The sequence below is a fragment of the Bacteroidia bacterium genome (assembly GCA_037045145.1).
Classification (GTDB): Bacteria; Bacteroidota; Bacteroidia; order AKYH767-A; family OLB10; genus OLB10.
This window is the reverse complement of record JBAOIA010000011.1, coordinates 130,818-155,038: the sequence shown is the minus strand read 5'-3', so window position 1 is coordinate 155,038 and position 24,221 is coordinate 130,818. Positions and strand designations below refer to the sequence as shown.

Below are 24,221 nucleotides of genomic sequence, written 5' to 3'. Positions count from 1 at the left end.
TAATTTCTTTTGTTCAATATAATTTAGGCTAAGAATAATAGTATAATGGACGTAAAACATACAGCAGATGTTGCAATAGAACATCACGATGATCACACACATGATCACGAACATCACGAAACATTCTGGACAAAATATATTTTCAGCCAGGACCATAAAACCATTGCCAAACAATATCTGATTACAGCAATCATTATGGCATTTTTCGGAATGTACATGTCATTAATATTTCGTTTGCAATTAGGATTTCCTGATACCAAATTTGCTTTTCTGGAAAGTTTGATTGGTAAATGGGGTAAAGGTGGAAGACTAGATCCGGGATTCTATATGGCGCTTGTAACAATACATGGAACCATTATGGTGTTCTTTGTTTTAACAGGTGGACTTAGCGGAACTTTCAGTAACCTGCTTATTCCTTTACAAGTTGGTGCACGTGATATGGCATCGGGCTTTTTAAATATGCTAAGCTTTTGGTTTTTCTTCCTGTCTTGCGCAGTAATGACTTATTCCGTTTATATTGAAACAGGCCCAGCAGCAGGAGGATGGACAGTATATCCACCATTAAGTGCCTTACCACAAGCAATGCCGGGTTCTGGCCTTGGTATGACACTTTGGTTGGTGAGTATGGTTTTCTTTATTGTCCAGTCGTTACTTGGGGGTATCAATTATATCTGTACGGTAATCAATCTTCGTACAAAAGGAATGAGTATGACCAGGCTTCCATTAACAGTATGGGCATTCTTTATTACTGCAATACTTGGTGTATTGACATTCCCGGTTCTTTTTGCAGCAGCATTACTTTTGGTATTTGACAGAAGTTTTGGAACAAGTTTTTACCTTTCAGATATTTTTATTGGCGGAGTAGCTTTACCACAATCAGGTGGAAGTCCTGTGTTGTATGAGCACTTGTTCTGGTTCTTAGGTCACCCCGAAGTATATATTATCATACTTCCTGCATTTGGTTTGACATCTGAAGTGTTGTCAACAATGGGTCGTAAACCAATATTTGGGTACAAAGCCATGGTTGGCTCATTAATGGCCATTGCATTTTTATCATGTATTGTATGGGGACACCACATGTTTGTAACAGGAATGAATCCTTTCCTTGGGGCTGTATTTACATTTACCACATTACTTGTAGCAATTCCTTCAGCTGTTAAAGTGTTTAATTACTTAGCTACTTTATGGCGAGCAAAAATACAACTCACACCGGCCATGTGTTTTGCAATTGGATTGGTGTCGTTATTTATTTCCGGTGGATTGACCGGAATTATTCTTGGTGATTCAGCATTAGACATCAATGTACATGATACCTACTTTGTTGTTGCCCACTTTCACGTTGTAATGGGTGCATCAGCAATATTTGGAATGTTAGCCGGTGTTTATCATTGGTTTCCTAGAATGTTTGGCCGAATGATGAATAAAACCTTAGGTTATGTACATTTCTGGCTGACACTGATAGCTGTTTATGGTGTATTTTTCCCAATGCACTTTATAGGACTTGGTGGTGTTCCAAGAAGATATTATTCAAATTCTGCTTATGAAGGTTTTGATGTGTTTTTAAATATAAACACAATAATTACTCTTTTTGCTTTCCTTGCGGCAATTGCACAAGTTATTTTTCTTTTCAACTTTGTCTATTCCATCTTTAAAGGAAAGAAAGCACCTCAGAATCCATGGCATAGTAATACACTTGAATGGACATCGCCTGCAGGAACAGGTATTCATGGCAATTGGAGTGGTCCTGTACCAACAGTTTATCGTTGGCCTTATGACTACAGTAAACCAGGCGCAGATGATGATTATATTCCTCAAACAATTCCTTTTTCGCAAACAAAAAACTCAAACCTTCCGGGTGAAGAGTAACGTGAATTAATAATTATTTCTGAAGAGGCTGTCTCAAAACAATAAATTGAGGCAGCCTTTTTTTATATACTGCTTTATAGAGGCAGATGATTAAAAAGAAATCAAGTTTTATTTTTATTCCTGAAGGACGTTATGGTGCATTAGGAGATGTTTTTAATGATTATGACATCCTTTTTTTGATTTTTTTCAGTTCAAGAGTGCTTTTTGTTTGAGATTAAATCCGATCAGGCACAATCCGGCCTCTATCTCTACTTTAGGAATAGATCGCAGCATGAACCGTTTAAAATTTTTGTTTTGCTTGAGGCAAGCAAACACAGGCTCTATGGTGTAGCATCTTTTTTTTCGATGGGCGATGCCTTGTTCACTTTTCAAATTTTCATTGGCTTTATTTTTCAGTTGGATCAGTTGCTGATTGACTTCGATTGTTCTGTTGTTTTTTGATTGATGACATACGCTTCTTAACGGGCATCCGTTGCAGTTTTGCGTCTGGTATTTTTTTACCTGTTGTGTATATCCATTTTCGGTTGTGCGTGTTGAAGTACTGATGTATTGCATGCGTTGACCCATTGGGCAGTAGTAGCAATCTTGCTCCTTATTGTAATAAAGTTCATCACTCTTAAATCCTTTCTTATAGGTGGCTTTGCGCTTTTGTTCTTTATCAAAGGTGTTGTATTTAACATAGCCCTCAATGCTGTTGTTTTGCAGGAACTGATAGTTTTCGTGCGACCCGTATCCGGCATCTGCTGTGATGCTCTTTGGATAACTACCGTAAAGTTGTTGATATTGATTGATGTGCGGAATGAGAGTAGTGGTGTCGGTTGGTTTTTGATGCAAGCTGTAGTTCACACAAAATATTTTTTTACCGGGACATGAACTGGCTTGTAAATTATATCCGGCTTTAAGTTGTCCGTTACGCATGTGGTCTTCCTTCATACGCATAAAAGTTGCATCCGGATCGGTTTTGCTGTAACTGTTTCGATTACCCAGTATGGCCTCTTGTTGCTCATACTTTTCCATGCGCTTTACAAAATCGGTTTTTGCTTTTTTGATTTGGTCAAGAGTTTTTTTTTCAACCTGTTTGTTTTTCAATGCCTCATCAATCTGCGCTGCCACAGCTTTTACTTTTGCTGCATCGATGTTCTTAAAATCAATCGGTTCGGTATCTTTTAATTCTTCTACGGCAACTTGCTGGCTGTAGTTCCACAACGCTTCTAACTGTTTTGCTATTTTTTCCTTTTGCGTTTTGATGGCTTTGCCCCACACAAAGGTGTATTTGTTGGCATTGGCTTCTATCTTGGTGCCATCGGTATAAACTTCTTCTATACTAACCAGTTCTTCCTTTACCAACAGGGTTACCACCTGGGCAAATATTTCTTTAATCTCATTTTTTAATTTCGAACTGCGAAAACGGTTAATCGTATTATGATCCGGTGTACTCATACCCGTTAGCCACATGTAATGGATGTTCTCTTTCAGGGCCGCTTCTATTTTACGACTGCTGTACGTATTGCTTAAATAAGCGAACACAATGGCGCTTAATAGCATACGTGGATGATATGAACTTGTACCACCTCCTTTATACTGATCAATCAGCCCATCTATTTTAATTTCGCTGATGATTTGTTGTACTACACGCACCGGATGATTCTTATCAATGAGTTCATCAAAACTCGGTGGCAACAACATTTGCGGATTAAACTGATATGGTTTGAATACTATATTGGTTTTGCTCATGCAACAAATTTAGTTGCATCACCTTTCCTTCTTTCCCTTTTGGATAACTATTCTTTTTTTGTTAATAACCTTTGATTTTCTAAAAAATCAAAAGAGGCTGCCTACTTTTGAGACAGCCTCTTCTGTTTTTAAATACTTTTTCAGCGTTATTACAAAGAGTAAAAGTCAGCACTAAAGGCATATATAAATTGATAATTTTGCACCAATGAAGTTTTTTTTTAATAATATCAAACAATACACTTTTCTTTTTTTGATTGCTGCAATATTCAATAGCGGAACTCTGTTTGCATTTTCTGATTCTACAAAAGTTGTTGCCAAGAAGCATAAAAAGGAGAAGTATTATAATAAACCAAGAATAAATATTAATGATGTTAAAAATTATATGGACAGTATTGGAGTTTTAAATTCTGATATAGTATTAAAACAAGCATTGCTCGAAACAGGACACTTCAAAGCCAAACTTCTAATGGATAAAAACAATCTTTTTGCCTTTCGTTTTACAAAACACTATATGAGTTTTATCAATTGGCAAGCAAGTGTTGATTATTATAAAAAATGGCAAGATAAATTTTATACAAACCATTCAGAAAATTATTATGATTTTCTGAAACGAATAAAATACGCTCGTTCTCCTCATTACATTAAGGTGTTAAAATTGGTTAAAGCTCGTACTGCTCAGTAAAGTCAATAAAAAGCTGTGAAAAAATTCCGAAATAATGAACCTGTAAAAATTCTGTTTTTCATTACAGTAATATTATCTGCTATATCAGTAATGCCAAATTATCTGAAAGGAAGTAAAAAAATTAACCTCTATAGCGATATTGTTAATAAGAAAAGTAAAAAAGATGAGACACAAAATTTAGCAATTGTTAATGATTCCGTATTTTTTAAGAATGACACAATTAAGCCGGTATTAAAAGACACAGCTAAATCATCGTCCGTTAAAGTAAATTACAAAATTGGTGAACTTGATTTATCTGAATTTTTTGAAGCATTACACAATAATGAAAATGAAAATGGAAAAATCAGGATTGCTTGGTTCGGTGATTCAATGATTGAAGGAGATTTGGTAACACAGGATTTTAGAAAATTAATGCAAAAATTATTTGGTGGCAGCGGTGTTGGTTTTGTTCCTGTTACTTCACCGGTAGCACAATTCAGACAAACAATAAGACAAACTTTTTCTGACGACTGGCAGGTTTATAGTTTTATAAAAAAGCCAAGGCAAAATTTTAAACTTGGAATTGGAGGATATAGCTTTGTTTCGTCAAAAGGTAGCTGGGTTGATTACAAAACAAGCAGATTATACCCTGTCTATTCTGAAGTAAAAATAATTTGTCGGCAGTGCCCGGCAGCAAGTTTTATTCTGAATGAAGACACTGCTGATGTTTTTCCGATTGATAGTGTTACTGCATTTAAAGAAATTGAATTGGTAAAGAACAAAACTATAAAAGGAATAAAATTAACTTTTGAGAAGCCGGGTTGCGAGATACATGGGCTTTACTTCGACAATGGCAAGGGTGTTTATGTAGATAATTTTTCATTTCGGGGAAATTCTGGTATTCCGCTTTCAAATATTCCTTTTGGGGAATTAAAAAATCTTGGAACAAAAGAAAATTACAAACTGATAATTCTGAGCTATGGTTTAAATGTAGTAGCACATGATATTAAAAATTATAGTTGGTATGCTTCTTCTTTTCAGAAAACATTAAACTACATTAAAGAAGCATTCCCAGATGCATCAATACTAATAATGAGTGTTGGAGATAAAAGTTATCGTGCAGAAGATGGCTATGAAACAGAACCGGATATTCCGGTATTTGTAGAATTGCAAAAACGAATTGCACAAAGAAGTAATGTAGCCTTTTATAATTTATATGAAGCAATGGGAGGTTATAACAGCATGGTGGGTTGGGCTGAGGGTAATCCGCGATTGGCTAATTTAGATTACACGCATCCTAATTTTGCAGGAGGAAGAAAAATTGCCGGAATGCTGTATGATGATATTATTAAAAGCTATGATAGATATAGTAAAACAGTGAGTGTTATGGAAGTGAAAAAAGATACAATAATTGATCCTCAGGCAAAACAATGATAAGAACACTTTTAATTCTTTCTCTGTTGATATTTTGTACAAGTTGTCATGCACAAAATGATTCCGATACTACAATGCCTGTGTTGCAATACGAAAAATTTATTGCACAAAAAATGTCTTTATTGAAATTTCTTAAGCCTGACTCAGCAATTATTGAGCAACAGGAGGCTTTGAAGAATTTTTATAATAAACTGTTGTATTGTAAATCCAAAGGAAATAAAATTAACATTGTGCATATTGGCGATTCGCATTTGCAGGCAGGATATTTTTCAGGAATGGTTCGCAGAGGCTTGCAACAACGCTATGGTAATGCGGGCAGAGGAATGGTGTTTCCCTACAGACTTGCACGTTCTAATGGCCCGCATGACTATGTTTCTTTTTCTCAAAATATCTGGAATGGAAGTAGAAATGTTGTTACTAAAGATTCTCTTGCAACAGGCATAAGCGGATTTTCAGTAACAACAAACGATAGTAATCCATCTGTAGGTATTAGTTTGCGAAATAATGAAGGTATAGATTATAAATTTAACAGTGTACAGGTTTTTTATAAACCTGATAGCACCGGTATGACTGCAAGCGATAGTCTGGAAATAACAGAAGCTGTGAATCCAATAAAGCTTGCAACTGGAATTAAAGAATTCAGATTACTTAACTATTTATCAAACTGTAAGATTAAAATCAATTCAGACACATCTTTTGCTTTATTTGGTTTAAACCTGTTGAATGATAGCTCGGGTGTTGTCTATCATAATATTGGTGTAAATGGTGCAGAGTACCAAAGCTTTCTTGGTCAACCATTGTTTTTTGAACAAGTACCAGAACTGAATGCTGATCTCTATATACTTTCATTTGGCACGAACGAGGCTTTTGCAAAGAATTTTGATGGAACAGTATTTATTCAGACAGTAGATTCCTTTATAGCCAAACTCAGGTATGTTTCACCATCAGCATCAATATTAATTACCTCACCGCAAGAATCATGCAAACGTATCAGACGAGGTGTGTTTGCGCCAAACCCAAATGTAATTACAATCAGAAATCTCCTTCAGAAATATTGCTTAGAAAATAAAATTGCATTTTTTGATCTTTATGAATGTTCAGGGGGAAAAGGAAGTATGTTTCGTTTTGCAAAAAATAAAATGAGTGATGCCAGACGAATTCACCTGAACCGTGCAGGATATGAAATGCAAGGATTAATGTTGCTTCAGGCAATTCTTAAACCATTATCTTATCAATGACAATAGACTGGGAAGAACTTGGGCAACAATTTTTATATGATAAAGCAAATCCATTGCTTTTCAACAGCTCATTTTTTATTTTTTATTTATTGTTGTTTTTATTTGTTTTCAGACTATTGCAGCGAACAGGAACTGTACGAATTGTTGCAGTGACGCTTTTCTCACTTTATTTCTTTTACAAAGCATCAGGTGTTTATGTTCTATTGGTTCTTGTGGCAGCAATAGTTGATTTTAACCTCAGTAATTTAATTCACAGCGCAACATCCGATTTTCGAAGAAAAGCATTGCTCGTTTTCAGTGTTGTAATCAATCTTGGACTTCTGGCATATTTCAAATATACCAACCTGCTAATTGATTTGTATAATGCCGTACTAGCCGGAAATGTTCAGCCAATAGATGTCTATCTGCCCATAGGAATATCATTTTATACTTTTGAGAATCTGAGTTATACTATTGATGTTTACAGAAAACAGTTTGTGCCAGTAAAAAGATTTATTGACTACCTGTTTTTTCTTTCATTTTTTCCAAAACTGATGATGGGGCCAATAGTTCGTGCGGCAGATTTTATTCCACAGATAAGAAAAGGTATTACACTCACTGCACATGATGTCTCTAAAGGTCTGTTTTTAATTCTAACAGGATTATTTAAGAAGGTGGTTATTTCAGATTTTATTTATCTCAATCTTGTTCAGTATGTGTTTGATGACCCTTTGCGACACACAGGTATGGAATGCCTTTTTGCGGTGTATGGCTATGCATTGGTTATCTATTGTGACTTTTCTGGATATAGTGACATGGCAATAGGTATTGCAAAATGGATGGGAATAGATATCAATATTAACTTTCTTGCACCATATCAATCGGCTTCCATTACAGAATTCTGGCGCAGATGGCATATCTCTCTTTCATCATGGTTACGCGATTATCTTTATATTCCTTTGGGCGGTAATCGTAAAGGTGAAGTGAGAACCTACATAAACTTATTTATAACCATGCTGCTTGGAGGACTATGGCATGGAGCCAGTCTGAATTTTATTTTTTGGGGAGCATTACATGGTGTGGCATTGGCATTTCATAAATTGTGGAAGTCAGCTTTCCCTTCACATTTTTCAGGCCGTATAACACACCTTGCCGGTGTCTTTATTACATTTCATTTTGTTTGTCTTTGCTGGATATTTTTTAAGTGCAAAACCTTTAACGACAGTTTTAACATGATTCATCAGATTGTGTTTAACTTTTATTCTGAAGGCTGGAAACTATTCAGCACCAATTATAGCGAAGTGCTAGTAGTGATGTTACTGGGATTTGTATTGCACTTTTTTCCAATGCGATGGAATGAATTTATTATCAAATACACAGAAAAATGGCATTGGCTACTGAAGGCATCTGTAGCTACTGCAGTAATAATTATTGTTATTGTCCTTAAACAGGCCGATCCTGTCATGCCGGTTTATCTCCAATTCTGATAAAGAATACTAGACAATATTCGATATTTATTATTTATTATTAATATTAAATTTGGTTTTTCAAATTGGAGGTAAAATGAAAAAGTATCTAGTGGCAGCTTGTGTATTTTTTATTAGCTCATGTACAACCGAGAATAGAAAACAGTCAATAAAAGATACATCTGTTCTGCTGAAAGAAATTACTGATGGTTATTATCAAGAGCGAATGCATTATTTTCCTCTTGAAGCTACAGCAAATTCCGATAATCGTTATAATGATTTACTGCCAATTGATATCAGCGATGCTTATATAGATACACTTCGTCAATTCTATCACCGTTACTCAGAGAAACTACTGACCATTAACAAGCCTGAATTGACTGGTCAGGATTTGATAAGCTATGAGGTTTTGCAATACACCCTGGAAATAGAAGAAAAAGGCTTAAGATTCCATTCAAATCTGATGCCTGTAAATCAGTTTTGGGGTATGCATCTGACATTCTCTCAATTAGGCTCCGGAAACGGCTCTCAGCCATTTAAAACTGTAAAAGACTATGATGATTTTCTGAAACGTATTTCGGCCTTTGTAGCCTATCAGGATACTTCTATAAGTAATATGAAGAGGGGAATGTTGCAAGGTGTTGTACCTCCACGCATTCTCATTGAAAGAACAATTCCTCAGTATAAATCACTCATTGCAAGTAAAGTTGAAGAAAGTGTTTTTTACGGACCAATTAAAAACATGCCCGATAGTTTTTCTGATGCAGATAAAAAGCGATTAACAGATGTTTATTCAAAAGCTATTTTACAGGAGCTAAATCCTAGCTTTGAAAAGATGGCAGTATTTTTAGAGAAAGTTTATCTTCCGGCTTGTCTTACTGTTGCCGGTATTTCTAATATTCCGGAAGGAAAAGAATATTATACCTGGCTTGCTAATAAATGGACAACAACAACCATGACCCCTGATGAGATTTATAATGTAGGCCTTAAAGAAGTTGAACGTTTACATTCGGAGATGGATAAAATTAAAGCTGAAACCGGATTTAAAGGCTCACTGAAAGAATTTTTTCATTTCATTCACACAGATTCACAATTTTTTCCATTTAAAAAGGATTCTGATGTAATTGAAGCTTACCTTGCAATTGAAGACAGAATGAAACCGCAGTTGAAAAAACTGTTTAATCATGTTCCTAAAGCAGCTTTTGAAGTCAGACAAACAGAGGCCTATCGTGCAGCATCTGCAAGTGCCGAATATAATACTGCTGCTCCTGATGGGTCAAGACCGGGTGTTTTTTATGTGCCTATTTTGGATGCAACAAAATATAATGTTGTAGGTATGGAAGATTTATTCTTGCACGAAGCCATCCCCGGGCATCATTATCAGATTTCTTTGCAGCAAGAAAACACATCACTACCGGAATTCAGACGCTTTGGATGGTTTGGAGCTTATGGTGAAGGATGGGCTTTATATACAGAGTCACTCGGAAAAGAGTTAGGTTTATATACAGATCCCTATCAATATTTTGGAAGCCTGAGCGAGGAAATGCACAGAGCCATCCGTTTGGTTGTAGATGTGGGTATTCACCTTAAAGGTTGGTCTCGTGAAAAAGCAATTCAATATTCATTGGATAATGAAATGGAAAGTGAGGCTGATATTACTGCAGAAATTGAACGCTACATGGCAATACCGGGTCAGGCATTGTCGTATAAAATAGGTCAATTAAAAATTATTGAATTGCGACATAAAGCTGAAAAGGAGTTGAAAGATAAATTCAATATTCAAAAATTTCATGATCAGCTACTTTCTTATGGCTGTCTTCCGCTTAGCGTATTGGAAAAATCCATTGACCTATGGATTAAAGAGCAGAAAAAGCAAGGTTGAAATAACTATTGCTAAGTATAAATTTTCATACAAATAGCTTATGTTTGCAGCATAACATTTTAAGTTTTTCTGCTGTATGGATATGAAGCAACTAATCGAAAAATTTCCGGCTCAACTGCGTGAGGCCATGACTATTGGCGAGACTTTTAAAGCAACAAGCTGGCCACATGAAATAAAAAATGTATTGGTAACCGGACTAGGAGGTTCCGGTATTGGAGGAACCATCGTGTCGCAGTTGTGTGAAAAAGAAATGCCCATTCCGTTTTTAGTGAACAAAGATTATTTTATGCCTGCGTTTGTAAATAAACATTCTCTGGTAGTTGTGAGTTCTTACTCAGGAAATACAGAAGAGACTCTTCATGCCATGGAAATGGCTCTTAAACAAGGCGCAAAAGTTGTATGTGTTAGTTCGGGAGGTAAAACAGTGGACTTAGCGAAACAACATGGGTTGGATCATATATTAATTCCCGGAGGCATGCCACCACGTTCCTGCTATGGATATTCGTCAACACAACTTTTTTATATACTGCATGCTTTTAATCTCATTGGTGATGCTTTTAAATCATCCTTAAAAAAAGCCATTGAACTTATAGAAGCTGAATCTCAAAACATCAAAACAGCATCACATAAACTGGCATCAGAACTGATTGGAAAAATTCCGGTAATTTATTCTGCTTCCAATAATGAAGGCGTTGTTGTTCGTTTCAGACAACAAGTTCAGGAAAATGGAAAGATGTTGTGTTGGCATCATGTCTTTCCGGAAATGACACACAATGAATTGGTAGGGTGGACACAGCCCCATCATGATGTTGCAGTAGTGTTGTTCAGAGATAAAGATGATTTTTTCAGAACAGCAAAGCGAATGGAAATTTGTAAAGAAATTTTTAATCGTTACACACCACACATTTACGAAGTGTGGAGCAAAGGAAATTCCCCACTTGAAAAGGCTGTTTATCTGATTCACCTTGGTGACTGGATTAGCTGGTATCTTAGCGAAATAAGAAATATTGATTGTACAGAAGTGAAAGTTATTGACTACCTTAAAAGTGAAATGGCCAAACTGAATTAATTATTCTGTTTGAACCTGTCATGCATGAAAAGAGAAAATTTATTTATCGCAGTAGAGGGAATTGACGGTAGTGGTAAGAGCACTCAGGTGCAATTACTAAAGACCAATCTTGAACAAGCGGGCTATAAAGTATATACAACACATGAGCCAACAAGTTTTGAAACAGGTAAACTCATCCGGTCAATTTTTAATCATACAGTAAATGCAGATCAGCATACTATTGCGGCATTGTTTGTTGCAGATAGACTGCAACATTTGCTAGATAAAGAAAACGGAATACTGGCTATGCTTGAAAAAGGTTATACAGTAATCACAGATCGCTATTATTTTTCGTCCTATGCCTATCACAGTGCCTATGTAGAAATGGAATGGGTAATGTCTATCAATGCAAAATGTGCAGCGTTGCTGAAGCCTGACCTGAATGTTTTTGTTGATGTAGATCCTGAAACAGCATTTAATCGTATTATTACTTCACGCACCTCAACAGAACTGTACGAAACCAAAGAAAACCTGCATAAAGTCTATGGCAATTATCTTAAGGCATTCGAATTACTAAAAAAATCTGAAAACATCGCTTTTGTTAATGGTAAAAATGAGGTTCAGCAAGTAGCATCCGAAGTTTTTAAAATCGTAAAAAATTTGTTGCATACCTAAGAAAATTTATTGTTTTTTTAGTTTAGTTTTTTATCATTGCTGAAATTTTAAATCATTTCAAAATGAATAAGAAGCACCCAAAGGCATTGCCCTACCTGTTCCTATCTGAAATGTGGGAACGATTCGGTTTCTATCTCATGCTTGGTATTTTTTTCCTTTACATGACAGACACACAACGTGGTGGCATGGCAATGGATAGAAAAGAAGCTTCAGATATTTTCGGAACATTCATTGCATTAGTTTACCTGACTCCTTTTGTAGGCGGATTAATTGCTGATAGGGTTTTAGGTTATCGTATTTCTATTACACTTGGAGGTATTCTAATGGGTATAGGATATTGTGGTTTAGCAATTCCCGGCATGACTGCATTTTATATTTCGCTATTGCTCATAATCGTTGGTAATGGATTTTTTAAACCAAATATTTCAACCATTCTGGGTAATGTGTATAATGATCCGGAGTATAAGCCACTTAAAGATTCTGGATATAATATTTTTTACATGGGGATAAATATCGGTGCGTTTATCTGTAATTTTTTCGGCTCCTATTTACGAAACAACTTTAGTTGGGGTGCAGCTTTTGCCGCTGCAGGTATTGGAATGTTTATTGGAGTTATTATTTTTTGGATTGGTAATAAACACTTCGCACATGCCGATGTTCGCAAGGCTGTAAAACCCGAAGATATGCCTGTATCAAAAATATTGGGCATAACATTATTACCTGCATTAATTGCAGGCTATATTGGCTGGATAATTCCTGATAATATTTTTGGAAGCGACTCTACAGATGCATTTATTTTGGGAGCATTGCCGGTAGCCGGATATTATGTAAATATTCTTTTACGTTCTGACAAAGAAGACAGACGACCACTGGCAGCATTACTGGCTGTGTTTGCTGTTGCTATTGTTTTTTGGGCCGTGTTTAAACAAAATGGTACAGCACTCACCACTTGGGCTGAAAGCTATACCAATCGCGAAGTGTCACAGCGTATAGAGCCTGTTGCAGAAGTACTTGGAGTAACACAAACTGTAACCTACGCAAAAGATTCTGTACCTTTAACAGATAGTCAGTTTCGTGTGGCACGTGACGAAAATAAAAAAGCAATTAAAACATGGGATTACCCACTTTATTACAAGAATATTCCAGTAGATAAATTGCCTAAAGAAGGTGAGTCGCTAACACTTATTTCAACGGAATTAGGGCAATCAATTAATCCATTTTGGGTAGTGTTGCTAACACCGGTTATAGTAGCTTTTTGGGCATATCTCAAACGCAGAAATAAAGAGCCTTCTACTACCTGGAAAATATTTTATGGTTTTCTCATTACCTCATTGTCAACATTGGTAATGGTTGCAGCCACTTATGCCTGCCATAATGGGTTAGAAAAAAGTTCAATGTGGTGGCTTATTGCAAGTTATGGAGTAATAACTGTTGGAGAACTTTGTTTAAGTCCAATGGCATTGTCATTAGTTTCAAAACTAAGTCCACCACGTCTGACAGCACTGATGATGGGAGGATGGTTTTTATCTACTTCCATAGGAAATAAATTGAGTGGCGTGCTTGCAAGTATGTGGGATGAATACGAACATAAAGCAAACTTCTTCTTGGTGAACTTTGCATTGGTGTTAATTACAACCATGATTATTCTTCTGATGCTTAAATGGCTCAATAAAATTGTTAAAGAACATGGAGCGTAATAGTGTTTTATTGTTCTTATTCTAAATCTTTGTCTGCATACTGTTCCTGAATAAACTCTAAAGAAGAGGTGATTTTTTTATAGATGTTCCAAATAGTCTTTATATATTCTTATTACAATAACAGATAACATTTTGATGTATCTGTTAATATTCCAGATTAGTAAGGTAGATAAAAATGTTTTTACTCTTTTTAGAAGAGAGATTTTTTTGGTTTGAAAATTTCAGCCATTCACAAGGTTATATCACACCTTTACCCAAAACGAACATTACTTGCATGGAAATTGAGATATTATGGGTATAATTCAAAATCCGAGTATTATGAGGTTACTATCTACTGCTGTTATTTTATTAGGAAGCCTATGTTCGCAGGCACAAATTAGTATCACAAACAATGAAATGCCTTCGGCTGGTGATACTGCCAGATTCACAAAAGCTGTTGTTAATCCATTGATAAACTTTAGTGCTACTGGTGCCAATCACACTTGGAGCTTTGGTAACCTCCGGAACAATGGACAAGATTTAAAATCTTATCAAAGTGTTTCATCTACTGGATTTATTTATTCTTTGTTTTTTTCTAATCTGCCATTTAATCCTAACAGAGCTAACGTGACAGAACCCGGACAAGCTTTGCCTTCAAACCCTTTATTGACAATTACTGATCCATATAATTTTTATTATCGTTCAAGTAACGTATATAAACAGGTGGGCTTTGGCGCAGAGATTGCGAATATTCCTATGCCGGTTGCCTTCAGTCAGCATGATATTATTTACAACCTGCCATTAAGCTATAACGATGCAGATACTTCTCAGTCAGCATGGAATATCGGACTCCCGGGTTTAGGTTATTATGGACTTTCGCAGACAAGAATTAATCATGTTGATGGTTGGGGTACTCTTACAACACCACATGGCACTTACAACACATTACGAGTTAAGACACAATTGTATATTAAAGATACTATAAGTGTTGACACATTAAATCTGAATTTTGCTTTAGACAGACCTAAGACAACACAATACAAGTGGTTGGCAAATAATGAAATTATTCCTGTACTACAGATTACAACAACAGAAATTTTAGGGTTAGAAGTAGTAACAGAAATTTTATATCGCGATGATTACAATACGGTATCACCCGGAAGTTTAAATGCAGCATACTGTGCAGGCAGTAGCATATCAATTCCATACACAGCTACCGGTAGTTTCAACGGTTCTGGGTTTTTGCAGTCTGCTAATTCTTTTACAGCACAGTTAAGTGATGCCACCGGCAGCTTTGCAAATGCTGTAAACATTGGAAATGTTACTTCAAGAGTTTCTGGAAATATTAGTGCAGTAATTCCTGCTAATACACCTGCAGGAAATGGTTACAGAATCAGAATTGTTTCTTCAAGTCCTGCTTTGACAGGCGGTGATAATGGATTTGATTTAAGAATAGAGAACAGTGCAGTTGCTTCTATTGTTAATCAGGGTTTATCGGCATTCTGCAGTGGCAACTCGGCATTATTACAGTCAGTAAATAGTGATTCAGGTTACACTTATCAATGGCAACTAAATGGCACAGATATTTCCGGTGCTACTACATATAGCTACTTGGCATCAGCAACAGGTAACTTTGTATTAAATATTACTAACTCATGTGGTACTGTTGTATCAAATGCTGTTTCGATTAATGTTATGCCATTACCAACAGTTCTGGTGACTGCTTCAGGTGCGTTATCTATCTGTCAAGGTAATGCAGTTACACTTTCTACGTTATATGATTCTACATATTCCTATCAATGGCAATTGAATGGTGTTGATATTTCCGGTGCTACAACAGAAAATTACACTGCTGTAAATGGCGGTGATTATACAGTTGTTGTGAGCAACAGTTGTGGTAATGTAACATCGTCTGTTCAAACAGTTACCGTTCAATCAGCACCGATTGCAGGAAATCTCACAGCAGTTTCTTCAACTTTATGTCATGGTGATTCTGTACTTATTAGCTATTCCTTGCAGTCTGCCGGTATTACATGGTTACATAATGGAAATGTTCTTCCCGGTATTACTGCCAATAATCATTTTGCAAATGCTGCGGGCGTTTATACTATTGTTGAAAGTAACCTATGTGGCAGCGATACTTCCGTTGCTGTAATACTGACAGCAGACAGTTTACCAATTGCGGCAATAACCGCTTCAGGGACTTTGTCATTCTGTGCAGGAGGAGATGTTGTACTTACAGCACCATCAGGTAATAATTACACCTGGCAATGGTATCTAAATGGAACAACCTTGGCAACTTCGCAATTAATAACAGCAACGCAAAGTGGCAATTATGAGGTTGAAGTAACTAATGTTTGTGGTTCTGCCATGTCAACTCTTGTTACAGTAACAGCATACCCATTACCTGCAGTACCTACAATTGCACTTTCTAACGATTCATTATTGGCATCAACGAGTGCAGGTACTTTTCAGTGGTTTTACAACGGTAATGCCATAACCGGTGCTACAAATAACTTTTTTGTTCCATCACAAAACGGAAACTACACTTTAATGTTTACAGATGCAAACGGTTGTTCAGCTATGTCAGCAGTGTTTAATATGACAACAGTTGGTTTACAAACTGTTTTTAAACAAGGGCATAATGTGTTTCCAAATCCGTTTAACGGCTATCTTACAATTGAATTACCTCAGACAGAGAATGCAGTGATTATGACTATTGAAGGAAAGCAATTGTGGAGTGGTATATTGCATCAGGGTAGGAATGTGATGAATATGCAGCAATTTGTTAGTGGCATGTATATTCTGCAACTAAACAATGAAAATGGAATTACAAACTACAAATTAGTTAAACGATAAACACAATGTTAGCTGAACAAAAAGTAAATTACCTTTTGTTCAGCTAAATTTTCTCCACTTGTCCGCGTCTGACGGGCGGATTTATGTAAGTGTGACGAGGATATAAATTACCGGTCAGAGAGTGCTGGAATTAAAATATTGAATTTATTTTTACACCTACCAGTGTCCATTTAACCAGATAACATTTAATGGAACTCCAATGCTAAAACTAAGTGTAACAGTTGATAAAAGACATTGGTAAGATACTTTTTATTGTACATTGCCTGGAATAACCGCTCCTTATATTTTTTCTAATGTATCATCTGGGTTTAATAATTTACTTTATCACAACCTACTGTAATAATGCTGTTATTGGTTTTGCAGACAATAGTCTCCTCTCATTTTGCAATATAAACATCTGTATTTGAAAAAGATCAGTAAAAGCTTGCATTACTTTAACTGAATGTCGGCCATTACTACTCTCCAGTATGTTTTGTGTAAGAGGGATAGGCGATAATTTTTCTCCATACTTAAGTTGTTCTGTGTTATACTGAATTGATAGTTTTCGCAACGCATTCAATTTATTTTCGGCCTCAGGTATTTCATTTAAAAAATCATTAAAATAGGTGTCATTAATACTCACATCTTTTTGTTCAAGAACAAGGTTATATGTTTTAAGTCCCGTGTTGTGTTGAGCTAATGATTCAACTATATCATTGCACAATGCATTAATTTTTTCGCCTTGCTCAAGTAGGGGAGATGTTGACTTATGTGATTTAATAAGTTCACTAATTTGGTGTTGTTCCTGTTGCAACAGCTCGTTGTTTCGAATTATTGATTGCGTGTTTCTTACTCCTTGCATCTGCAATCCTTTTGGGGAAACCACAAGCGTTAACCACAGACAGCAACCTATTACTAATAGTACTGATGTTACAACTGTATTCACTTTTGTGTCAGGATTTTTAATGCCAAATGTGAGATGAACAGGCAAATAGACCAGAATTAAAAGGATAATGGTCAGATAACCTAAATAAAGGGATCCCGGCCAATGCATACTTCTGAACAAGATAGAAAGGATCATACAAACAGCACTTAACATTCCCATGGAGAGGAGAAATTTGTCTCGTGTACTTTGTTTTTCCTTTACTTTAAGAGTAAGAACCAATGGTAAAAATACAAGGCTTAAAATACCTACACCAAGTACAATACAAACACTTGCTCCCGGCCAGTGTAGAAACTTAAAAGCTATACCTAGACTAAAAAGCGCTGCGGAAATAATCCCGCTCATCATCATTACTTTTTTCATTACATAATAGTTTTTATTGTTAACAAGGGAAATTGTTTCTACTTCAATTTCACCTAAACTTTTCTTGTAGAAAGTTTTAATGGTAGCGAAGTAGAATTGCTCGAAGTCCCCATTTGCTTCCAGCTCATTTTCAATGATACAACAAACATGGTCTAGGAGGTTTAACTGCAGGTCCTCCATCTCAACGCCTTTTTCTTTAATGTCGTTAAGTATAAACGTTATCTGTTGCTCAGTGATGCAATACATTTATGCATTGTTGATTTTTATATCCAGTAAAAATTTCATGGTGTTTATGAAATCGGCAAACTCGCTCAGTTTTTCTTTGGTCATGTTTTTTCCTTCAGGACTAAGCTTATAGTATTTACGCACCCGCTTACCAATATATTCTGTTTCGGTTACTAATATCCCTTCTGCTTCAAGTGAATGGAGTGAAGGATAAAGAGCGCCTTCTGTTAGTTGTATTTTTCCACCGGTAAGTTCTTTTACCGTTTGCGTAATTTCATAACCATACATTCTTTTGTTTTCTTTCAATAGTTTTAGTATTATGGTTTTTAGTGTGCCTTTTATAAGTTCGGAAGAGTAGATCATATTATAAATATTGAATACATAACACAAATATACATAAGAATATTATGTATTATAAAAATATTTTTAAAAAATAATTATTAACTTATTGATTTTCACAATAAAAAATTCAATCAATGGTAAATGATTGTTAAAGATATTCTGAAAAGCATTTCACCTTACCAATGAATTTATTCTATTAATAAACGCTAAGCACGTAACAAAAGCACCAATAGTAACACCAACTGCTCCATGAAGAAATTATTTAGCCTTGTGAGATAGAGATTAGGAATTTTGGTGTGAGTATTAATAAATGTTTTCAAAGCATCATTACGGTCTTTTAATATACCACAATGTGAATCATCTATATTATAAATTCGTCTTTGTCAGAAAGGGAGCATTGTGTGCATGTGACGAGGATGCAGTTACTCCTATTTATTTACAATGTAGCAGTAAATATTGTGCTATTGTAGCAGTAATAAACGTGATGAAAAACTATTGTTCTGTAACTTGTTGTTCTTCCTTTTCCGCTAATGGCATTTCCGCAGTAGGCTCCGGAGATTTTTCTTCTATATGCTTAAAAATAGAACGGTTAAAAAGAATAATTAATAAAACACCTGCAGTAATTGCTGAATCGGCAATATTAAAAACCGGTCTGAAAAATATAAACTCTTCACCCCCCCAGAACGGAAACCATTGTGGATAGTGTGTTTGAATAATCGGAAAATAAAACATGTCCACCACTTTACCATGTAACCACCCGGCATAGCCACCGGCATCGGGCATAAATGCAGCTACACCAAACTCGCTGGATGAAAATAAGCGACCATAAAAAATACTGTCAATAATATTGCCTACTGCACCTGCAAAAATTAATGCCATGGCTGTGGTGTAAATATGATGTGCTTTTGTTTTATGCAGATGCCAAACATACCAGGCTAATGCAAACATAACTCCGATACGGAAAAGTGAAAGGAATTTTTTTCCGAACAACTCCATACCAAAGGCCATTCCGTTATTTTCAGTAAAATGAATAATAAACCAATTACCTGCAATATGATATTCCTGGCCGAGATACATATTGGTTTTAATCCAGAATTTTAAACACTGATCTAAAATCAGAATGACGGCAACAAGCGTAATATATTTTTTCAATGGAATGGATTGATATAAAATGAGGATTGCCAAAATAGCTGACAACCCTCGTATTTTTTTATAAATAATTATTAATTGCGATACTGTTGTACCTTGGCTTCAATGCTTTGTGTAGTGTGTGGTACAGCACGAAGTCTTTCTTTTGGTATCAACTTGCCTGTTACGCGGCAAAGGCCATACGTTTTGTTTTCGATACGTACCAATGCGTTTTCCAATTGCTCAATAAACTTACGTTGGCGTGCAGCAAGCTGCCCTGCTTCTTCTTTTGCTAAAGTGTCGCTGCCATCTTCAAGCATCTTAAAAGATGATGCAGTGTCATCAGTGCCATGCTCATTGCTGTTGTTAAGAAATGCCTGTAAGTTATTCAACTCAACTTTTGCATCAGTCAATTTCTGAATAATTAACTCGCGAAACTCATTTAATTCTGCATCACTGTAGCGGGTTTTATCAGGGCTATTTTCCAACTTTGTTGGTCTGTTGTCAAGCATTGCTACCGGTTTTTTAAGAATTGAGGCAACCGGTGCATCAGGAAGAACAGGGTCTTCACGCAATGGTGTTGTACGTGGAGGTGCAGCAGGTTTAACAATTGGAGGATTGCTGCGTCTGCGTGTATATTCTTTCGGTTTTTCTACGTGTTTAATCATAGATGTAGCCGATTTGTTTTTATCTTCTTTTTGTGGCTTAGCAACAGCTACAGCCTTAGCAACTTTTGCCGGTTTTACCTTAGCAACTTTTGCTGGTTTTACTGCCTTTACTTTAGCTTTTACAATAGGTTTTGCCTTTACTGCTTTTTTAGCAACGACTTTACTCTTGATTACTTTTCTTTTTGCAACTGCTTTTTTAGGTGCAGACTTTGCCTTGGCCGGTTTGCCCTTTGCAACAGGCTTTTTAGCTACTGCTTTTTTAGCTGAAGGCTTGCTTTTTACAGCAGTTTTTTTAACTACTTTTTTAACCGCTGCTTTTTTATTTTTTGGTGTAGCCTTTTTTGCTGCAGCTTTTTTTGGTGCTGCTTTCTTCGTCACAGGCTTTTTCTTCGCTTTACTTGCCATTTTTAAATCCTTTCTATTTCAATTATTGTTTTAACTCCTTCTTCAACCTCTATTTCATCGGCTGCAGCAGCAGCTAATGTTTCTACCCATGTAAATGAGGAGGCTAAAATTTCCGCGCAAATATAGTCTAAATTGCTTTCGATAGCAGTGATTATAGATGGCTGATTTTTAAGTTTAACCTGTATTTTATCCGTAACCTCAAATCCCTTGTCTTTACGCAGGTTTTGTATTCTGTTAACTAGTTCACGGGCAATGCCTTCGTCACGCAATTGAGGCGATATACTGATGTCTAATGCTACTATTAAACTGCCATTGCTGTTGACTTGCCAGCCCGGGATATCTTCTGAGCTGATTTCAACATCTTCGACAGAAATAGCAACTACATTTTCGTTGATTCTGAGGTCAAAAGCACCTTTGCTTTCTAAGGTACGTATATCATCCTGAGTCATTTGTGCAATAACAGCAGCAGCATCTTTCATGAGTGCTCCCAGTTTTTTGCCCAGCACTTTATAATTGGCTTTAATTTTCTTTACCAACAATCCCGAGGCATCGGTAACAAACTCCATTTCTTTGACATTTACTTCTGAAAGTATCAGTTTTTCCACCTGTTCTATAACCTTTTGTTGCTGAGGGCTGTCAACAGGAATGAGTATTTTTTGTAATGGCTGCCGCACCCTTATGTTTACTTTCTTTCGTAATGCCAACACCATACTTGATATACGCTGTGCAAAATCCATACGCTCTTCTAGGGCACTGTCTAAGCAAGATGCATTGGCCGGTGTCAGCAGGGTTAGGTGTATGGATTTAAGCTGATAAAGGGACGGAGAGGTGTTGCGAACACAATCTGTCAGGTTTCTGTAAAGCCAATCTGAGAAGAATGGGGCAACAGGACTCATCAGTTGTGAGGTAACCATTAAACATTCAAAAAGCGTTTCGTATGCCGATTGTTTATCTTTATTCATTTCACTGCGCCAGAATCGCCTGCGCGAAAGACGTACATACCAGTTGCTGAGATGCTCATCAACAAATTCTTCTATCTGACGGGCTGCAAAAGTAGGCTCATAGTCTTCAAGCCCTGCCGTTACCTCTTTCACCAGATGGTGCAGCTTAGAAAGAATCCATCTGTCCAGCTCAGAGCGTTCTGCCAGGGGAACCGTTTTTTTGTCGTCAGGAATAAAACCGTCTATGTTGGCATAAAGGGCAAAAAACGAGTAGGTGTTGTAAAGTGTTCCAAACAATTTTCGTTGCACTTCGGCAATGCCGTCAACGTTAAATTTGAGGTTGTCCCATGGCTGTGCATTGCTTATCATATACCAGCGCGTGGCATCAGGGCCAAATTTATTGATGGTTTCAAACGGATCTACAGCATTGCCTAAGCGTTTGCTCATTTTATTACCGTTTTTGTCGAGCACCAATCCGTTAGAGACAACATTCTTAAAAGCTACAGAATCAAACAACATCACTGCAATGGCATGTAAGGTAAAAAACCAACCACGAGTCTGGTCAACTCCTTCTGCAATAAAATCGGCAGGATAGCTTTTTTCAAACCCCTGTTTAAACGGCATGGCTTCACCCCGGTTGAGTTTGTCATAATCTAACTGCCACTGCGCATAGGGCATGGCTCCACTGTCAAACCAAACGTCAATGAGGTCTGTTTCGCGGTACATTTTCTGCCCACTATCCGACACCAATACAATGTTATCTACGTAAGGCCGGTGTAAATCAAAATCGGCTTTAGAAGCATCTACATGTTCCAAATGTTTGGCATCCATCACCCCTGCGGCAATGGCTTTCTCTATTTCAAGCCTTAGCTCATTAACAGAGCCTATGCACTTTTCTTCTTTTTCATCTTCACTGCGCCATATCGGAAGGGGTATGCCCCAATAGCGCGAGCGCGACAAGTTCCAGTCAACTAAATTTTCGAGCCAGTTGCCAAAACGTCCTGTGCCGGTTGACTCAGGTTTCCAGTTGATGGTTTTGTTGAGCGCTATCATCCGCTCTTTGCATGCTGTTGTACGGATAAACCAACTGTCTAATGGGTAGTACAAAACAGGTTTGTCTGTACGCCAACAATGTGGATAGTTATGCTCGTATTTTTCTACTTTAAAAGCTTTGTTTTCTTGCTTTAGTTTGATAGCTATGCGTTCATCTACCGACAGGTATTTGTCTCTATTTTGTTTCTGCCGTTCTTGTTTTTTTTCCTCTTCCGAAAGGTATTCTTCTTTCACGAATTCACCGGCAAAATCGGTTACCTCACTCACAAAACGCCCGCGTTTGTCCACCAGAGGCATGGCATTTCCTGTCTCATCTTTCACCAAAATAGCTTCTATACCTTGTTGTTTAGCTGTACGAAAATCGTCTGCACCAAAGGTGGGAGCAATGTGAACAATACCTGTTCCATCTTCTGTACTGACAAAATCTCCTGCAACGGCAACAAAAGCTTTTCCATCAGGTTTTACATAGGGCAAAAGTTGTTCGTAGGCAATACCAGCCAGCGCAGAACCTTTACATTCTGTAATAATTTTAAAAGGAATTTGTTTGTCACCGGGTTTAAAATCATCAAGACTAAGTGCTGCATTTTTCTCACTAAAATATTTTGGAAACAAAACTTTGGCAAGAACAACTACAATAGGTTTGTTGGTGTATTGATTAAAAGTCTGCACCCACACATAACTAATTTTTTCGCCCACTGCCAATGCACTGTTCGAGGGTAATGTCCATGGTGTTGTTGTCCATGCAAGAAAATAAAAATTGCTTTTAATATCACCAAGCTGTGATGCTAAGTTTTCTGGCAACGATTCTTTTTTAATTTTAAACTGAGCCACCACCGTTGTATCTTTCACCATCTTATAGGTGCCGGGTTGGTTCAATTCATGGGAGCTGAGGCCTGTTCCTGCTGCCGGTGAATAGGGCTGTATGGTGTAGCCTTTGTACAACAAATCTTTTTTATAAAGCTCTTTCAGCAAGTACCAGCAAGTTTCAATGTAGCCATTTTCAAAAGTGATGTAAGGGTTTTCCAGGTCAACCCAATAGCCCATTTTACGTGTCAGGTCGTCCCACACTTCTTTATACTTCATCACCTCTTTGCGGCAAGCTTTGTTGTAATCTTCAACAGAAATTTTCTTGCCTATATCTTCCTTGGTAATACCTAATGTTTTCTCAACACTCAGTTCAATGGGCAGACCATGCGTATCCCATCCGCCTTTGCGTTTTACCTGAAAGCCCTGAATGGTTTTAAAACGACAAAAAATATCTTTAATGGCACGAGCCATCACATGGTGAATGCCGGGCAGGCCGTTGGCACTGGGTGGCCCTTCGTAGAAGGTAAATGTTTTTGCCCCTTCACGCAAAACGATGCTTTGTTCGAATGTTTTTTCGGCATCCCATTTCAATAGAACTTCATTGGCTATTGCGGCCAAATCCAACTGTTTAAACTCTGGATATGGTTTCTGATTCATCATCACTGTTTTTACAAAGAGTGCAAAGGTAAAAAGTAAATCCAAAAGCCTACCGCCCCACTCATCCGCGTCTGACGGGCAGTATGGTGTAAGTGTATCGAGGATGTAAAATACCTGTGTTTGTTTTTACCTCCTCGTTTCTTACGCGAAGGCTTTGACTTAAGGCGAGGACGAGAGGGTGTATTTTTTTGT

17 protein-coding genes are annotated in these 24,221 nt (G+C 36.9%); 11 read left to right on the top strand and 6 right to left on the bottom strand.

Translation table 11 applies throughout. The annotated features are described in order from the left end of the window. Window positions 1-45: 45 nt before the first annotated feature. A complete protein-coding gene (locus V9G42_01670; GenBank protein ID MEI2758121.1) occupies window positions 46-1,866 on the top strand; it encodes a cbb3-type cytochrome c oxidase subunit I in 1,821 nt (606 codons plus the stop codon). Between the two features lie 186 nt (window positions 1,867-2,052). On the opposite strand, the gene V9G42_01665 is transcribed toward V9G42_01670, so the two are convergent. Beyond that, window positions 2,053-3,600, bottom strand: a complete 1,548-nt coding sequence (locus tag V9G42_01665) for an IS1182 family transposase (protein MEI2758120.1) — start codon at window positions 3,598-3,600, stop codon at window positions 2,053-2,055. Between the two features lie 205 nt (window positions 3,601-3,805). Here V9G42_01665 and V9G42_01660 point away from each other — a divergent pair, with 205 nt between their 5' ends. The 9 genes from V9G42_01660 (at window position 3,806) to V9G42_01620 (ending at window position 16,518) form a co-directional block, all read left to right on the top strand. Beyond that, entirely contained in the window at window positions 3,806-4,282 is a 477-nt protein-coding gene (locus tag V9G42_01660; GenBank protein MEI2758119.1) for a glucosaminidase domain-containing protein, read from the top strand. Between the two features lie 15 nt (window positions 4,283-4,297). Then, window positions 4,298-5,695: a hypothetical protein gene (locus V9G42_01655; protein MEI2758118.1), complete on the top strand. Its 1,398-nt coding sequence runs from the start codon at window positions 4,298-4,300 to the stop codon at window positions 5,693-5,695. Continuing rightward, a complete protein-coding gene (locus V9G42_01650) occupies window positions 5,692-6,933 on the top strand; it encodes a GDSL-type esterase/lipase family protein (protein MEI2758117.1) in 1,242 nt (413 codons plus the stop codon). Before V9G42_01655 ends, V9G42_01650 begins: the two co-directional genes overlap by 4 nt. After that, window positions 6,930-8,399 (top strand): MBOAT family O-acyltransferase, encoded by a 1,470-nt coding sequence (locus V9G42_01645; protein ID MEI2758116.1) that lies wholly within the window; start codon window positions 6,930-6,932, stop codon window positions 8,397-8,399. The genes V9G42_01650 and V9G42_01645 overlap by 4 nt, the downstream gene beginning before the upstream one ends. Window positions 8,400-8,475: 76 nt before the next feature. Then, window positions 8,476-10,260 carry a DUF885 domain-containing protein gene (locus V9G42_01640; protein MEI2758115.1) on the top strand — a complete coding sequence of 595 codons (1,785 nt, stop codon included), beginning with the start codon at window positions 8,476-8,478 and terminating at the stop codon, window positions 10,258-10,260. An 82-nt stretch (window positions 10,261-10,342) separates the two neighbouring features. Then, the gene (locus V9G42_01635; protein ID MEI2758114.1) at window positions 10,343-11,329 is read left to right on the top strand and encodes a bifunctional phosphoglucose/phosphomannose isomerase; all 987 of its coding nucleotides are present in this window, start codon (window positions 10,343-10,345) and stop codon (window positions 11,327-11,329) included. Between the two features lie 24 nt (window positions 11,330-11,353). Continuing rightward, the gene (tmk, locus tag V9G42_01630; GenBank protein ID MEI2758113.1) at window positions 11,354-11,983 is read left to right on the top strand and encodes a dTMP kinase; all 630 of its coding nucleotides are present in this window, start codon (window positions 11,354-11,356) and stop codon (window positions 11,981-11,983) included. A gap of 62 nt (window positions 11,984-12,045) precedes the next feature. Next, window positions 12,046-13,680, top strand: a complete 1,635-nt coding sequence (locus tag V9G42_01625) for a peptide MFS transporter (GenBank protein MEI2758112.1) — start codon at window positions 12,046-12,048, stop codon at window positions 13,678-13,680. A gap of 318 nt (window positions 13,681-13,998) precedes the next feature. Beyond that, a complete protein-coding gene (locus V9G42_01620) occupies window positions 13,999-16,518 on the top strand; it encodes a T9SS type A sorting domain-containing protein (GenBank protein MEI2758111.1) in 2,520 nt (839 codons plus the stop codon). A gap of 331 nt (window positions 16,519-16,849) precedes the next feature. On the opposite strand, the gene V9G42_01615 is transcribed toward V9G42_01620, so the two are convergent. From V9G42_01615 to V9G42_01600, 4 genes are all read right to left on the bottom strand, one after another. Then, on the bottom strand, window positions 16,850-17,803 hold the full coding sequence (locus tag V9G42_01615) for a hypothetical protein (GenBank protein ID MEI2758110.1): 954 nt from the start codon (window positions 17,801-17,803) through the stop codon (window positions 16,850-16,852). 246 nt (window positions 17,804-18,049) lie between these two features. Then, entirely contained in the window at window positions 18,050-18,388 is a 339-nt protein-coding gene (locus V9G42_01610) for a PadR family transcriptional regulator (GenBank protein MEI2758109.1), read from the bottom strand. 474 nt (window positions 18,389-18,862) lie between these two features. After that, window positions 18,863-19,522: a lipoprotein signal peptidase gene (locus V9G42_01605; GenBank protein ID MEI2758108.1), complete on the bottom strand. Its 660-nt coding sequence runs from the start codon at window positions 19,520-19,522 to the stop codon at window positions 18,863-18,865. A gap of 71 nt (window positions 19,523-19,593) precedes the next feature. Continuing rightward, window positions 19,594-20,166, bottom strand: coding sequence for a TraR/DksA C4-type zinc finger protein (locus tag V9G42_01600; protein ID MEI2758107.1), 573 nt, complete (start codon window positions 20,164-20,166; stop codon window positions 19,594-19,596). Window positions 20,167-20,179: 13 nt separating this feature from the next. On the opposite strand from V9G42_01600, the gene V9G42_01595 reads away from it, so the two are divergent. Then, window positions 20,180-20,605, top strand: a complete 426-nt coding sequence (locus V9G42_01595) for a hypothetical protein (protein MEI2758106.1) — start codon at window positions 20,180-20,182, stop codon at window positions 20,603-20,605. Here V9G42_01595 and ileS read toward each other — a convergent pair. After that, entirely contained in the window at window positions 20,574-24,029 is a 3,456-nt protein-coding gene (ileS, locus tag V9G42_01590) for an isoleucine--tRNA ligase (GenBank protein ID MEI2758105.1), read from the bottom strand. The genes V9G42_01595 and ileS overlap by 32 nt on opposite strands. Between the last annotated feature and the right edge of the window lie 192 nt (window positions 24,030-24,221).